13 protein-coding genes, 1 tRNA gene and 1 riboswitch are annotated in these 15545 nt (G+C 24.4%); of the genes, 2 read left to right on the top strand and 12 right to left on the bottom strand.

From position 1 onward, the window contains the following. Position 1 precedes the first annotated feature (1 nt). Both AACL11_RS03940 and AACL11_RS03935 read right to left on the bottom strand, forming a co-directional pair. Positions 2–1408 carry a hypothetical protein gene (locus AACL11_RS03940; RefSeq protein ID WP_338988236.1) on the bottom strand — a complete coding sequence of 469 codons (1407 nt, stop codon included), beginning with the start codon at positions 1406–1408 and terminating at the stop codon, positions 2–4. A gap of 9 nt (positions 1409–1417) precedes the next feature. After that, entirely contained in the window at positions 1418–1774 is a 357-nt protein-coding gene (locus tag AACL11_RS03935) for an MG284/MPN403 family protein (RefSeq protein ID WP_252319922.1), read from the bottom strand. A gap of 154 nt (positions 1775–1928) precedes the next feature. Here AACL11_RS03935 and AACL11_RS03930 point away from each other — a divergent pair, with 154 nt between their 5' ends. Then, positions 1929–2288 (top strand): helix-turn-helix domain-containing protein, encoded by a 360-nt coding sequence (locus AACL11_RS03930; RefSeq protein WP_338973555.1) that lies wholly within the window; start codon positions 1929–1931, stop codon positions 2286–2288. Beyond that, positions 2245–2817 (top strand): IS630 family transposase, encoded by a 573-nt coding sequence (locus tag AACL11_RS03925; RefSeq protein WP_338988471.1) that lies wholly within the window; start codon positions 2245–2247, stop codon positions 2815–2817. The genes AACL11_RS03930 and AACL11_RS03925 overlap by 44 nt, the downstream gene beginning before the upstream one ends. 46 nt (positions 2818–2863) lie before the next feature. Here the strand turns inward: AACL11_RS03925 and proS are convergent, their stop codons facing one another. The 10 genes from proS to AACL11_RS03875 form a co-directional block, all read right to left on the bottom strand. Next, the gene (proS, locus tag AACL11_RS03920; RefSeq protein WP_252319920.1) at positions 2864–4315 is read right to left on the bottom strand and encodes a proline--tRNA ligase; all 1452 of its coding nucleotides are present in this window, start codon (positions 4313–4315) and stop codon (positions 2864–2866) included. 6 nt (positions 4316–4321) lie between these two features. After that, complete coding sequence (locus tag AACL11_RS03915) at positions 4322–6106, bottom strand: hypothetical protein (RefSeq protein ID WP_338988233.1); 1785 nt, start codon at positions 6104–6106, stop codon at positions 4322–4324. Between the two features lie 14 nt (positions 6107–6120). Next, the gene (locus tag AACL11_RS03910; RefSeq protein ID WP_252319916.1) at positions 6121–6822 is read right to left on the bottom strand and encodes an acetyltransferase; all 702 of its coding nucleotides are present in this window, start codon (positions 6820–6822) and stop codon (positions 6121–6123) included. A 50-nt stretch (positions 6823–6872) separates the two neighbouring features. Further along, a complete protein-coding gene (cls, locus tag AACL11_RS03905) occupies positions 6873–8396 on the bottom strand; it encodes a cardiolipin synthase (protein ID WP_338958044.1) in 1524 nt (507 codons plus the stop codon). A gap of 101 nt (positions 8397–8497) precedes the next feature. Then, positions 8498–8588 (bottom strand) — tRNA-Ser (locus AACL11_RS03900). Positions 8589–8778: 190 nt separating this feature from the next. After that, complete coding sequence (gene nrdE, locus AACL11_RS03895) at positions 8779–11385, bottom strand: class 1b ribonucleoside-diphosphate reductase subunit alpha (RefSeq protein ID WP_338988230.1); 2607 nt, start codon at positions 11383–11385, stop codon at positions 8779–8781. A 17-nt stretch (positions 11386–11402) separates the two neighbouring features. Beyond that, a complete protein-coding gene (gene nrdF / locus AACL11_RS03890; RefSeq protein ID WP_252319910.1) occupies positions 11403–12422 on the bottom strand; it encodes a class 1b ribonucleoside-diphosphate reductase subunit beta in 1020 nt (339 codons plus the stop codon). 158 nt (positions 12423–12580) lie between these two features. Then, positions 12581–12746, bottom strand: a riboswitch (cobalamin riboswitch). A gap of 190 nt (positions 12747–12936) precedes the next feature. Continuing rightward, the gene (gene coaE / locus AACL11_RS03885) at positions 12937–13530 is read right to left on the bottom strand and encodes a dephospho-CoA kinase (RefSeq protein WP_338988229.1); all 594 of its coding nucleotides are present in this window, start codon (positions 13528–13530) and stop codon (positions 12937–12939) included. A 10-nt stretch (positions 13531–13540) separates the two neighbouring features. Then, complete coding sequence (gene tsaD, locus AACL11_RS03880; protein WP_338988228.1) at positions 13541–14479, bottom strand: tRNA (adenosine(37)-N6)-threonylcarbamoyltransferase complex transferase subunit TsaD; 939 nt, start codon at positions 14477–14479, stop codon at positions 13541–13543. Next, positions 14454–15281, bottom strand: coding sequence for a purine-nucleoside phosphorylase (locus AACL11_RS03875; RefSeq protein WP_338958059.1), 828 nt, complete (start codon positions 15279–15281; stop codon positions 14454–14456). The genes tsaD and AACL11_RS03875 overlap by 26 nt, the downstream gene beginning before the upstream one ends. Positions 15282–15545 lie beyond the last annotated feature (264 nt).

Here is a 15545-nt window from a genome sequence, read left to right as displayed (position 1 = left end):
TTTATACCTTTATTTGACTATGAATTAAATACTTATAATCAATAAAACTAAAGTTATCACTACTATAAAATTTTAATATTTCATTGTAAGTTAAACTAAAATTAGTGGTTGTCACTCAATTTTCACTATTATTTCTTATTAATTTTTTAATAAAAATAGAATGATATGGACCACCAATAATTGGTTCACTACTTTCTTCAATAAATTTTAAATTAATATCATATTTAAAAAAGGTTTGAAAATTAAATGGAATATTTATATTAAAGTGAAAACATTCAAATCTTGGTAAATCAAATTGATTTTTTCCTATTTCATCATTCAATACTATTTTATTTACAATGCTATTATAAATTGTAACCCATCCAGTACTATAAAATTCTAAATAATATTCATCAATATTTTTTTTATTACGTAATAAAAAAGCTGGTATTTTATTATTTTGATAAAATTTTGATAGATTTTCATTAATATTTAATGATGTATTTTGTTGTAAATCAAAATTATTATTAAATATTAATATTTTACGTAATATTGTTTCTTTATCATCATAATAATAATCTTTTACTTTTGGAAAATGTGATACTAGATAACGTTTTATTCTTATTGGCACTATATTTGCAGTATTAATATTATTACCAGAAAACTTAAAAACCTCATCTAATCTTGATTTTCCACCAACTATCATGTTCTTCATGATCTTTTTAGAAAAAATATGATAAAATCCTTTATCAGAGAAATTTGTCGTTAAAATAATGGGATTTTTAATTTCCAAATTAAAATTTGTTGTAATAAACATTTTTGGTTTAATTTGTAATTGATACTGTGGATTACTATTAAAATAAAAACTAAGTGTTCCATAATTATGTTTATTATTAATATGACGAACTTGCTTTAAATTACTAGGTTTTTTACAATTAAAACTATAATTTAAAATATTTATATTATCTTTTTTAATTGCTATTGCTGGTAAAATTATCTTATAAGTTTTCATAACCATATGTAAAAAAGAAATATCAGCATATGGACCAAGTTTATTATTTTCAAGTAATTCTAAATATGAAGAAGTAAGAAATACTCACTTAATTGATTTAGATATCACAAGTTGTCCACTTGCCTGCTTAATATTACTATAATTCAAATCATATTGAAACGTTACATCGTCAAGTAATCCTTCACTTGGTTCTTTGTTAATATCAAAATCATAACTATATGCTTCTACAATTTGAAGTTCAATATAATAATAACTGCTTTTTTGCAAAGTTTGGATTGGAAAGCCAACCACTGTAAATCTTGGAATTAAAAATAATTCTTTTTCATAAATGGGGCTGTTTTTTACATCACTCGTTAAATTCATCTTTTGTTCTAAAAAACTACGCGAATTCAATAAATCAATGCTATTAATATTCATTTTATATCCTTAAATTAAATATAAGTATAAAAAACGCTTAATAGCCGTTTTTTCTAATTTTTCATATTCTTTGATATGATAATATTTTTTTCATCAATTTTTATTTGATTTAACTAAGAACGTTCTAACAATATAACTATATTCATTTTTTGGTAATAATGCTAAAACTGTATCAACAATTTGTACATGTTTTTCATAATTTTTTAAATCCTTATTTATCGCTATCTTATTAGCATAGTGAACACTATCCTCTTTCAAAACATAATTTTCTTTAAAATTATTATTTGCTAATGTTAATTTTGCTTGTTCATATTTAACAAAAATAGCAGCAATTAGTTGCTTATCAGCACTTATTTGTTCTTTCATTATTATCACCTCAATAATAATTTAAAAACAAATATAGCTAACGAAAGTAATGTTTACTCATAAATAATGTAAAATAATAATATGTAATTTAAACAATTCTTGCACTTACAAGTATAATTCAGCAATAATTAAAATAGATTAGGAAGATTAAATTATGCCAAAACCATACAGTGAGGACTTACGAAGAAAAGTAATAGAAGTTTATGAAAGTAAAAACATGAAAATTAAAGAAATTTGTAAAGTGTTCAATATCACTAGAAAGACTTTATTTTTATGAAGAAAAAGAAAGCAAAAAACCGGAAATATAAAACCAATTTTGAATTATCAAAAAGGACATAGCCACAAAATAAAGGATTTAGATGAATTAAAAAATTATTTAGCAGAAAATAAAGATGTTACAGTTCAAAAAGTAATTGAAAAATTTGGTGATATGACAAAAGAAACAGTTTATAACTATTTCAAAAAACTAAATTATACATATAAAAAAAACTTTTCTATATGAACAAAGAGATAAAAATAAACAAGAAGATTTTTTAAAAGAAATAGCGAAAATAATGAATGAAGATTTGGTATATATTGATGAATCTGGAATTGATGATAATGAATTTTATAAATATGGTTGGTCTGAAAAAGGTAAAAGATTATTTGATAATAAACCTGCATATAAAATAAAGAGAATGAGTATAATTGGTGCACTAAATAAAGGTAAATTAAAAGCTCTATGAGCATTTGAAGGACATTGCAATAGTAAAATTTTTGAATCATATGTTAAAAATATACTAATTCCAGTATTAAAGTGTGGACAAATTATAGTTTTAGATAATGCGACGTTTCATAAATCTAAAGCAACAAAACAATTAATTGAAAATGCTGGATGCAAACTATTATTTCTTCCACCATATTCTCCTAATTTAAATCCAATTGAACATTTTTGATTTGCTATAAAACATAATATAAGAAAAATATTACCAAATTATTGACCAAATATTAAAAACGCGATTGATTTTGTTTTTCAAGATATGAGTAAACATTACTTTAGTTAGCTATAATTATCTTTCCTCTATTTTATTTCTATTTAACTGACTAATTTTAATATGATCTTGCAAAATAAGTTCAGACACTATTAGGAGTTTGACACTTAAAACAATTACTTGGTTTTTTATACGGTTCTAAAGGAATACAACGTGATGTTGTACCAGTTAAACTTTTAATTTCTTCTTCACACTTTATTTGATCACAAAAAGGTACAATAAAGAAACCTTTATGAATTTTAACTAATTTATGATATTCATTGAAATCTGTTAACTCTTTTAAACTTGTATTTAATTTTTTTTGTGAATTATTAAATAAATCTTTATTTAATTTATTTAATTGATTAATAATAGTTGTTACTAATAGTTTTTCATTATTAATTTCAACATCAATAGTATCTAAATTATGACGTAAAATTAATTTAATTACTTGATTTTCAATTTCTTGCTCACCAATTGCAATAGTAATTGGAATACCTTTAATTTGACTTTCACTTTTCTTATAAGAAAAACTTTTATTATCTTCATTTATTAATACTCGGAAATGAGAACTTAAAATTTTAAATATTCTTTCAACAGTTATTTTAACTTTATCACTTTTAGGTGATAAATTTAAAAGCATAATCTGATGTGGTGCAATTGTAGATGGCAATACTAAACCCAGATCATCGCTATGCGCCATAATTAAAGCACCAATTAATCTTGTCGATACACCTCATGATGTTTGATATCCTAATTCTTGTTTATTGTCTTTATTACTAAATTTAATATTAAATACCTTTGTGAACTCTTGACCAAAATAATGACTAGTACCGGCTTGTAATGCTTGTCCATCTTGCATCATAGTTTCAATTGTATATGTCATTTTTGCTCCAGCAAAACGTTCGTGAATTGTTTTTGCACCAACAATAACTTTAATTGCTAATTGTTTTTCAACAAAATCAGCATACAACTTAATCATTTTTAATGTAAAGTTTTTTGCTTCTTCATCGTTATTATGCATTGTATGTCCTTCTTGTCATAAAAATTCACTAGTTCTTAAAAATGGTTTTGTATTTTTTTCTCATCTAACAACATTACATCATTGATTATATAATAATGGTAATTGTTTATATGAACTAATTATTTTTGAAAAATGACGACAAAATAAAACTTCTGAAGTAGGACGAATAATTAGTTCCTCTGATAATTGATTATTTCCAACTTTAGTTACAGTTGCACATTCTGGTGCAAAACCCTCAATATGATCTTTTTCAACTTGAAATGCTTTTTGACTAATTAAAAGTGGTAGCATTACATTTTCAATATTTAAAATTTTAAATCTTTGATTTAATAAATGTTGAATATTTTCTCAAATTGCATATCCGCGAGGACGAAAAATAATGGTACCGGCCGCTGAACCATTTTCTGCACCATAATCACAAAGTTCTGCTTGCTTAATAACATCAGTATATCATTTGGCAAAATCAATCTCTCTTGCTGTAATATTTTTATTCTTTGCATTATTCATAATGATCTATTCACCTTTCGTTGATTGACTTTTATGTCACTTCCAATAATTTGGGTAATTTAAAGCATCTAGCACTTTATTTGCTTGTTCTGATTCTAATACTTTTCCTAGTAAATAGTCAACCTTTAATCCTTTTAAAACAATAATTTCAGGAACGTTAATAATACCACGAGCTAAAATATTTTTAATACCTAAAATTCTTAAATAATGCAAACAAATAATAACATCAATATATTTACTAAAACTAAAAGTAACTTGTTCTAATAAATTAGAAGTTAAAACTACATAATCAGGTTTAAAATGATTAATTAATTTAAAATTATCAATATGACGTAAATCATGAGTAAAAGAAATTTTTATTTTATTACTACGAATAGTTTTAATAATTGAATCATACTTATTCCAACTATTAATTTCACCAATATCTTGAAAATCAAAAATTAAATCACAATTTTCAAAAAGATTTTTTCTCTTATTAACAAGAGCAATTAACTTTGTTAAAATAGTTTTATCTTGTAACTCAATTAAACTAACAGGAAGAATAAGGTTTTTTTCTTGTTTTAATTTTGCAAATTTTTCAAATGTTTGAATAAATAAAGGCTCATTTACTTTTCATCACAATCCTGAATCTTGAATATTACGCATCAAAATAATAAACGAAACATAATAAGAATTTTTAACAAAATTTCATCAAGCATAGTAACAATTTGGTTCATTTGAATTATCACTTTTATATACTGGTCTAATACTAACACTTAATAATTTTTCCATTTGTTCTGATTGTAGAAGTGAATAATGATTATAATCGGGATAATTTAAAATATCATTTGTCTTCAATTTGATTTCAATTAAGTCTCTACTTTGTACTACTTCTAATTGATTCTTATCAATAATTTTATTATATAATATATAGACATTTGAAGCATCAGTTTTTACTGAAGCATAAACACATAATATTTGACTTTGAATCTGCAAATAACTACTTTTTTCTACTAAATTACGTTTAATATAACTATTTATTTTTTTTTGGAATCGATATAAATTTATTTTCTTATTTCTAGAATAAATTAAAAACTGACCATCATAATATTTACAAATAATAGTATTATCTAATCCTAAAGTTATTTTACTATAATATGAAATTAATAATTCCATTCGTTCAATATTATTAACAGTTAAAATATTTTCTAATGCTAAATAATTCTTTATTTTTATTAAAATCATATATTCAAATTGACTATTTATTTTTTTATTATATTTTTTTTGACTAAAATTATCTAAAATAGTTTGTACAAAAACTGACTTTACCACTGTTAACTCATTTTGTTGTAAAATAATTGCTTGTGAAATAGCAAAACGATTATAACGAATATTACTTTGCATTTGACCATACAAAACTTTATTATTATTATCAAAATAATCAATTGATAAATCATAAACAATAACTTTACTTCCTAATTGAAAGGAAACCGAAAAATGACACGGCTCAAATGGAACTTTATTCACTAATAAATCTTGAATAAAAATTTCAATTTTTACTTTAGTTTTACGATTCATCATTGATTTAAATACAAACAATGAAATTCGTTTTTTACGATTTAAAACTTCTAAGCGTTCAGAAAAAGTAATGATTTCATTTTTTAAATCAATTTTCAATGGAACTAAACTTAACAAATCACCATGGATAACATTATAATATTGATTATTACGATGATTTAAACGTATAAATAAAATAATTATTATTGTCATAAAAGGAATTAAAGCAATAATTACAATTGCAGATCAACGCATAATTTTACCTCCATTTAATCAGAGCCTAAAGTAATATTACCATTATTTCCTTGGAAAAGTTTTAACTTTAGTCTTTGATTATCAATATATAATTTAGCTAAACGAAACATTTTGCGATCTTTAACCAAAATTCAATCAATAGCTTCAACAGGAATTGTTTCGTATATTTGAACACGATTAGTATCAACATTTAAACCTCAATCTTTAGTAGTGCTTTGAAATAGTTTATGAATATCAACAGAAATAATAGCTATTTTATTAACATCAACATTTTGCTCTGCACATCACTTTCAAAAAAAATGACGTGTTGAATTACCTAACTCTAATTCTAAATAAGTAGCATGTTCTAAATAAGTTCAAACAATATATTCTTGCTTTGGCAATAATTTAATTTGTGAAGAAGGTTTAATTCCTTGTTCTAATATTAAAGTAATATTACTAACATCAGTATAAAAAAATAAGTTAAAAATATTTTTATTTTCTAAATGTTTAATAATTTGAATAGTTGATCTTCTTCTAAAATTTAAAAAAATATTATTACGTTTTTTATTATTCGTTGAAGTAGAAGATTTATTAGATTTTTTTTGTTTTTTAAACCTATTAAAAAAAGGAGTTTTTTTTTCATTGTCTTCTGATAATTTAGAAATATCCAAATTAGGTTGATTTTCATCACTAAAATATTCTTTAATTTTTTTAATTCGTCGACTTCAACCCATAAATTATGACCACCTTATTATTAATATTTACCTAATTATACTAAATTTTTTTAAAATAATGGTGCTAAAATTCTAAGCAATAATAAAAATACACCCCGATAGGCAAAACTACGATGTAGTAGTGGATTACTAATAATTAAACTAGAATGAATAAAATCTTTTTCAAATGAAGCAGATAAATCACTATTTGTTTTACTATCATAAACAATTACTAAAGTTTGATGATCTGAATAAAGACTACGATAATCAAGATTAGTTGAACCAATAATAGTAATATCATCATCAAAAATACCAGACTTAGAATGGTTAAAAACATTATTATATTCGTAAATTTTAACACCTGACTCAATCAATGAATCATAATAAGTTCTTGACATGTCTAATGATAAAAATTTATCAGTAATTCCGGGTAATGATAATCTAACATCAACACCAGAATAAGCACTATTACGCAATGCAGTAATTAAATCGCTAGTTGGAATTAAATAAGGAGTACTAATTCAAACTCGCTTTTTAGCATTACTAATAAATTTAATAAATAAATCTTTTTGAATTGTTTCTTTAGTAATAGGTCCATCATCAATTACTTGGACAATAATATTATTTTTAATTTTTATTTCAGATTTTTCAGCACTAATATCAAGAATATTACCAGTAATAAAATGCCAATCTTGTCTAAATATTAAATCAATTGATTTAACAGCTTCCCCAACAATTCTAATTTGGGTATCTCTTCAAAAGCCATACTTTGCAGAAAGATAAATATAGTTATCTGCTAAGTTAACTCCACCAGCATAACCAATATTCCCATCAATAATAATATCTTTACGATGATTACGAAAATTATAATTTCCTGTCATAAATGGTAATCTAACTGGTGAAAATTTATGAATAATAATTCCCATTTTTTTCATTTTTCATATTTTATATTTTGATAAACTAAAATATGAACCAACAGCATCATAAATCATATAAACTTTAACTCCTGCTTCAATCCTTGCTTTTAAAACATTAATAATTACTTCTAACAGCTCCCCTTCACCAAGAATAAAATAATTAATAAAAATATAACTTTTTGCTTGTTTTAAATCTTCAATTAATTTAACAAATTTATTAGGACCATTATTTAAAATTTGAACATCAGTATTATTATAAAATGGTCGATGAGAAATTCTTGTTGTATAGTTAAATAAAGATAAAGTATCTTCACTCAAAGTTATTTTTTTTGATTCTAAAATTGAATTAGCAAAAGTTCAATCTTCTTGGGTATAAAAATAACTATTTGTTTTTAAATAAGCTTTTTGTTTTCGTCGATAACGATAAGGACGACCAAAAGTTCAATATAAAAAAATACCGATGATTGGCAAACATAAGGTAACCATAATTCATGATAGTTTTGCATCTTGCATACGATTGGTAATGAAAATAATAATACCAGTTAAAATAGTTAAAGTAATAATTATCATCAAAATAATTCATGAATATTTAATATAATTAAATATAACAAAAACTATTGTTGCAATCAAAGCAATATATAAGATTAATGATAAAAGTAAGTTTACTCGTTTACGCATGATTTCTCCTTAATATAAAGAGTTCTTTATTAAATTATATCTAATTATTAATAAATTTATTATTTAAAAGTAAAAAAAAGCAATTAATGCTTTTTAAATAATGGCGGAATGGGAGAGATTCGAACTCTCGCGACAGTTTCCCGTCCTAACTGATTAGCAATCAGTCCTCTTCAGCCTCTTGAGTACCACTCCAAAGTTATAATAATTATTTTTTTTACAATTATTATTATAACTTTAATTTTAAAATTTACTATGTATTTTTTAATTTTTTTTAAAAAATCCTATATTCCAAAATAAAATTTCACTATTTTTTAAATTAAATAAATAATATATTACTAAATTTGTTACAAATTTATTTTTTTACTTGAAACTACTATTTAATTTATACAACACAAACATTGCATTGATAATTTTCACTATCCTCTAAAACCTCTTGACGAATACGAACATAATAAATTGATGAACAACCTTTTTTAAAGGCTCTAATATAAGCTTTATTTAAATCACGAGTTGTCGCTTTATCAGTAATAAATAAAGTTAAAGAAATTGCTTGATCAACGTGCTGTTGTGCAGCTGCTACAATATCAATAATTGGATTAGGACCTAATTCATATCCACCTTCAGTGTAATATGATAAATTATTATCATCAATCTTATAAGCAGGAACATAAACACGACCTAATTTCCCTTCTTTTCGTACCTCAACAGGAGCGACTACCGGTTGTAGACTTGGTGTACACGAAGATAAATAACTAATTGAACCAGTGGGTGCTACTGCCATTAAATGTGAATTAGCCAATCCCGTTTCTTTAATTTTTATTACTAATTCTTTCCATTGCTTCTGAGTTGGAATCATAATGTTATATTTTGTAAATAATTCTTGTATTTTTTTTGTTTCAGGAGTTCATTTATCTGACTGACATTTTATATATTTATCAAAATATGAACCATCAGCAAATTTTGAATTTTTAAATCCACCAAAACTTCCAAATTTTAATGCTAATTTATTTGAAGCACTAAAAGCATGATAAGCCATAACATAAAAGAAAATATTAGTAAAATCAATTGCTTCTTTTGAATCATAAAAAATATGATTTGTTGCTAAAAATCCATGTAAATTCATAGTGCCTAAACCCAAAGCATGATTTTTTTTATTTCCATATGCAACTGACGGAGCACTAGAAAAATCACTACTTCTTGATACGTGGTCTAATGAATGAATTGCTTGAAAAATAACCTCACCAAATTCACTTCCACTTTCCATTACTTTTGCAATATTAATACTTCCTAAATTACAACTAATATCTTCACCAATTTCTTTAAAACTTAAATCACTATTAAATTCACTAGCTGTACTTACTTGAATAATTTCACTGCACAAATTACTCATAACAATTCTACCGGGATGAGCATTATTTTTATTTACTGTATCATCAAATAATAAATAAGGATATCCACTTTCAAAATGTAATTCAGCAATCATTTGAAATAATTTGCGAGCACTAATAAAATTTTTACTAATATCAGGGTTTTTTAACATATTATAATACTCTTTAGTAATAGAAATATCTGTCATTGCTTTACCATAAACTTTTGCAATATCATAAGGACTAAAAAGTGCCATCTGTTCATTGTTTTTTGCTAATTCAAAAGTAATATCAGGAATAACTACTCCTAAAGACATTGATTTAATACGAATTTTTTCATCTGCATTTTCACGCTTTGAATCTAAAAATAACATAATATCTGGATGATGAACATTTAAATAAACTGCCCCAGCACCTTGTCTTTGACCTAGTTGATTAGCATATGAAAATGAATCTTCAAGAATTTTCATAACTGGGATAACGCCTGTTGCTTGATTTTTAATATTTTTAATTGGAGCTCCAAATTCTCTTAAATTTGTTAAACACAAAGCAACTCCACCACCACGTTTTGATAACTGTAATGAAGTAGTAATAGCGCGAGCAATTGATTCCATGTTATCTTCAATTCGTAAAAGATAACATGAAGTGTATTCACCTCTTTGTTTTTTTCCTGCATTTAAAAATGTGGGAGTAGCTGGTTGAAATCTACCAGACATAATTTGTCTTAAAATTTTACTAGCATGTTCAATATTACCATCAGCGAAAAATAAACTATTCATAACAACTCTATCTTCATAATTTTCTAAATATTGTTTACCATTAAAACTTTTTAAAGCATAAGAATTATAAAATTTTAAAATACCCATAAAACTCGTAAACTGATAATTAAAACTGTATGCTTCATTTGTTAATCGTTCAATTTCCGTAATTGAATATTTATTAATTATTGTTTCATCATAATATTGATTTTTTACTAAATATTCTATTCTTTCTTTAACGGTTTTAAAAAGCAATAAATTTGGTTTAATATGATTTTTCATATAAGATTGTGCTGCTTGCAAATCAAATTGTGCATTATTAGTAGTTTTTGCTCTAGCATTTAAAGTAACATATTCATCACTTTCTAAAGTTCCAGATAAAGTATTTATTTCATTGGTATTTTTTTTATCTTTATCTCAAAAATCTACTAATATATTTTTTATTGTTGATACATCATTATTAGTTCCTAATAATTCAAATTGAAATAATAGTGGGACATTTAATTTTTTTGAAAGAATTGGCCCGGCAATTGCAAAAGTATCACCAAAATTAGTATTCCCCGACGCAATAACACCACGACAAAAATTACGATTTTGCTTATTATTTAAAAATTTAATTACCTGTTTAGGAACCGCCCCTTCTTTAATATCACCACCCCCACTATATGTTGGTGTTATTAACACATAATCTTTATCAACTAAAATTTCCTCTTGTAGATCATGAGGAATTCTTGAATTTAAAACCTCTAATTTTTGAATAAAACGATGAGTATTATTTGACAAAGAAGAAAAATAAACAACATGAATTTTTCCTTCTGGCTTTAATATTTTTTGGTTTGAAACTTTTACAACATCATTATGCATTTTTTTCTCCTTTAAAATTAAAATTCTCAATCTTCATCTTGCGTTTCTACAGTAATGCCCATTACATAAGATGAACCATTACCTGAAAAGAAATCGTGATTTTCATCAGCTCGAGCTGATAATTGATTAAAAATTTCTGGCTTAATTCTTGTTTGTTCTTCACTAAAAGGTGAATCATATCCTAAATTTTGTAAAAACTTACCAGCATTATATAAACTAAACTTAATAGCGTCTTCAGCTAAATTAAATTCTTGATATAATTCTGTTAAATATTGCTTTTCTAAATCAATTAATTTAAACAATAAATCAAATACAAATTTTTTCATTTCTTCTTGTTTTTCTTTTGGTAACTTTTCAACTTTTCTTTGATATTTATAGCCACTATAATAATTATGAATAACTTTATCACGTAAAATTAATCTAATAATATCTGAAGTATTAGGTAATTTACTACGAGCAGATAAATAAAATGGTAAATAAAAACCACCATATAATAAAAAACCTGGCATTAAAGCGGCAGCTACTTTGGATTTTAAAGGATCATCACTTGTATAATAAGGAATTAGTGCACGTGCTCTGGCTTGTAAACTTTCATTATTAATCACTCATTCATGAGCAGATTCAATCTGCTCACTAGAACATAAAGTTGAAAAAATTGTTCCGTATGATCGAGCATGAACTGCTACCATAAAAGCAAAATTTGTGTAAATAACTTGTTCATGATCAGTTAAAGAATTAGGTATTTGTGCGATATCACCAACTGTTGCCTGAATTGTATCTAATAAAGTTAAACCTGTAAATGTTCTTGTTATTAACTCTTGTCATTTTGGATTTAATGTTTTTCAAGAAGTTAAGTCATTAGAAACAGGAATTTTTTCTGGTAACCAAAAATTTTGAGTAATACGGTTTCAAACCTCTAAATCTTTTTCATCATTGATTACATTTCAATTTACAGACCGCATTTTTCCATTAAAATTTTTCATAATATATTCTAATGGTGACTGTGATTGTTGAAAATATTTGTTATCTTTTGCCATTTATTATTACCCCTCTACTTAATTACACAACTAAAAACATCCCCTATTATTATATAAAGGATGTTGTCATTATTAAAAATTACTTTATTAAAATTACAAATATTAAAAAATAAAAGTAATTATTAAAAATAATCATTAATTCACACCCAGGAATATAATATCACTTAAAAAATTAGACCGGTCTACTGGCTTAGTTTCATTTTACTTGTTACCCTTCTCAAAGTTTTATCTTCAATGGTTTTGTAACGTTCATCAACATCACAGTTACTGGGGCAGCAAAGAATTCTCATCTTTTTCCCGAACATCTAAAGTTCCTTGTTATTTAGTTGTATAAATATTCTACTACAAGAAAAACAATTTTGGTAATTTATAAATACATTACTATGTATTTTTTTAACCTCAACTATTTTAAAATTATTCTTAATTTTTTTATTATGAAAATTTTCATTTTAATATACAAAAATAATTTAATATATTCTTTACTGTTGTTTTTTAAAGTAAAAAACATTAATCTTTATACTTTATTTGTTAATAACTTTTTTTCAACTTTTTGTAATTGTTTAATAAAATCATTAATAGTACCGTTATTTTTAACAATAAAATCAATATCTTTATTTAAAATTAAATATTTTTTTTGTTGATTTAATAATGAAATAACTTGTAAATCATTAACATTATCACGTTCTTTTATTCGTTGGATTTTTTTATCTTCTTCAGCCTCAATTAAAAGAATTTTATCAACTAATAAATTTAAATTTGCATTAAATAATACTGCACAATCAATAACAATTAATTTTTGGTGTATTTTATTAAGAATAATATCTTCTTCGACAATTTTTATCATTTTTGGTCAAATAATATTTTCTAATTTACGTAAAATATGAGGGTGCTGAAATGCTTCATACCGTAATTTTATTTTATTAATTGTTTTATCATTATTAATAAAAGTATCACCGAATTCATTAATTAATGCTTTTTTTGTTTCTTTTAGTGTATAAATATGTTTAACAACTTTATCAACAAAAATAACATACGCACCTTTATTTTGAAAAAAATTTGTAGCAGTTGTCTTACCTACTCCCGCTTCACCAATAATACCAATAATCATGAGTTCACCCTTACTTATGTTCAATTTGATAACTTGCAAGAATACCAATCATTGCTGCATTATCAGTACAGTATTCTAATTTTGGAACAATTATTTTTAAATTTGGATATTTAATTTTTAAATCTAATACTGCTAATCTTAATTGCTGATTAGCACTAACTCCTCCTGCTAAAACTAAAGTTTTTGGATTATGTTTTTTTAATGCTAATTCAATTTTATTAATCAATACTTGAATAACTGTTGTTTGAAAAGAAGCTGCAAAATTATTAAATTGTAACTTACCTTTTTCTTTATTTATCAAATTAGCACATGCTGATTTTAAACCACTAAAACTAAAATCTAAACTATTATCATTTTTAGGTAATGGTAATTTATAAGTTGGCTTTCCCAATTTAGCACTTCGTTCAATTTCAGGACCACCCGGATATTTTAAATCTAACATTCTTGCAACTTTATCATAACATTCACCAACAGCATCATCTAATGTTTGACCAAGTATAGTGAAATTTAAATGTTCATTTGCCAACATCAACTGTGTATGACCACCACTAACTAATAAACCAAGTACTGGAAATTCTCATTCATTATTAATTAAAGAAGCATACAAATGTCCATACAAATGATTACATGGAAGCAATTGCTTTTCTAAATAAGCAGCAATAGTTTCTGCTATAATTTTACCTACGTGTAAACAACTAGCCAGACCAGGAGTATTAGTATAAGCAACAAAATCAATATCCATAATTGAAATGTTAGATTTTTCAATTGCTGTTTGTAAGACAGTAGCAATATTTTCACTATGAGCTCGTGCTGCTAATTCTGGAACAACACCACCATATTGTTGATGAAGCTTAATTTGTGAAGCAATAATATTACTTAAAACCTTTTTATCTTTAATAACAGCAACACTAGTTTCATCACAACTAGTTTCTATCGCTAAGATTATCATCAATATCCTCTTCTTTATAATAAGCAACTGCTGATTCTAAAGCTAAAATCATCATTTTTTTAAAACTAGTTTCGCGTAATGCTGCTGAAATTGATTCACCGGTAATAAAAGAATCAGAAATTGTTAATAAACAAGCCGCATTTTTTTCTAAATGTTTTGCATTAGCAAATAAGGCAAAAGATTCCATTTCTACTGCTAAGCATTTACTAATTAAAGGATTAGTTTTATAATCATTATCATTAATACGATAAAATACATCACTTGAATGAATTAAACCCGATCTTAAATTTATTTTTTCACTTACTATATACGAAGAATTTTCATTTTTTTGCTGATCAAATTCATTATCAATTTTTTGTGCCACTTTATTAATAATTTTGCTAATATTACCAACAGATTCAATTTGATTTTCATCAATATTAGCAGCATATTTAGCGAAAGTAGATTCACTATATACTTTAGTAGTATTAATAATATCATAAACTTTAACATCTTTTTGATATGAACCAGCGCTACCAACACGAATAATACAGTCAACATCATAAAATTTAAATAACTCATATGAATATATACCAATTGAAGGCATACCCATACCACTAGCAGCAATAGTAATATTATATCCTTTATATTTTCCAGTAAACATTAACATATTACGAACATTATTTACTTGTTTTCAATCTTGTAAAAAATTAGAAGCAATGAATTGAGCACGTAATGGATCACCTGGCATAATTACTACTTTTGCAATTTGATCACGAGCAGCTTTAATATGAGCTGTTGGAATTTTTTCTTTATTTTCCATATATTCTCCTTTTTTTAAATAATAATAGTTATTATAATATATTGTTAATTTAGTAACAACATTAATATTTTTAATGACTAGTTTTTTATTTTAAAAATTAAATTTAATTTTATAACTTTTCATACTAATTAAAGAAAATAAAAAATATTCTAAAAAAAGTTTAATCAACACCTTTTTTAGTTTTTTAGTATAATTTATTAAAACTAAATAATGTTTAGTTTATAAAAAACTCATTACTTTATTTTAAAGTAAATGAGTTTTTAT

This window comes from Spiroplasma endosymbiont of Dasysyrphus albostriatus (assembly GCF_964019495.1).
Taxonomy (GTDB): domain Bacteria; phylum Bacillota_I; class Bacilli_A; order Mycoplasmatales; family VBWQ01; genus Spiroplasma_E.
Note: the sequence above shows the minus strand (reverse complement) of the source record. Positions and strands in the feature narration are given on the sequence as shown.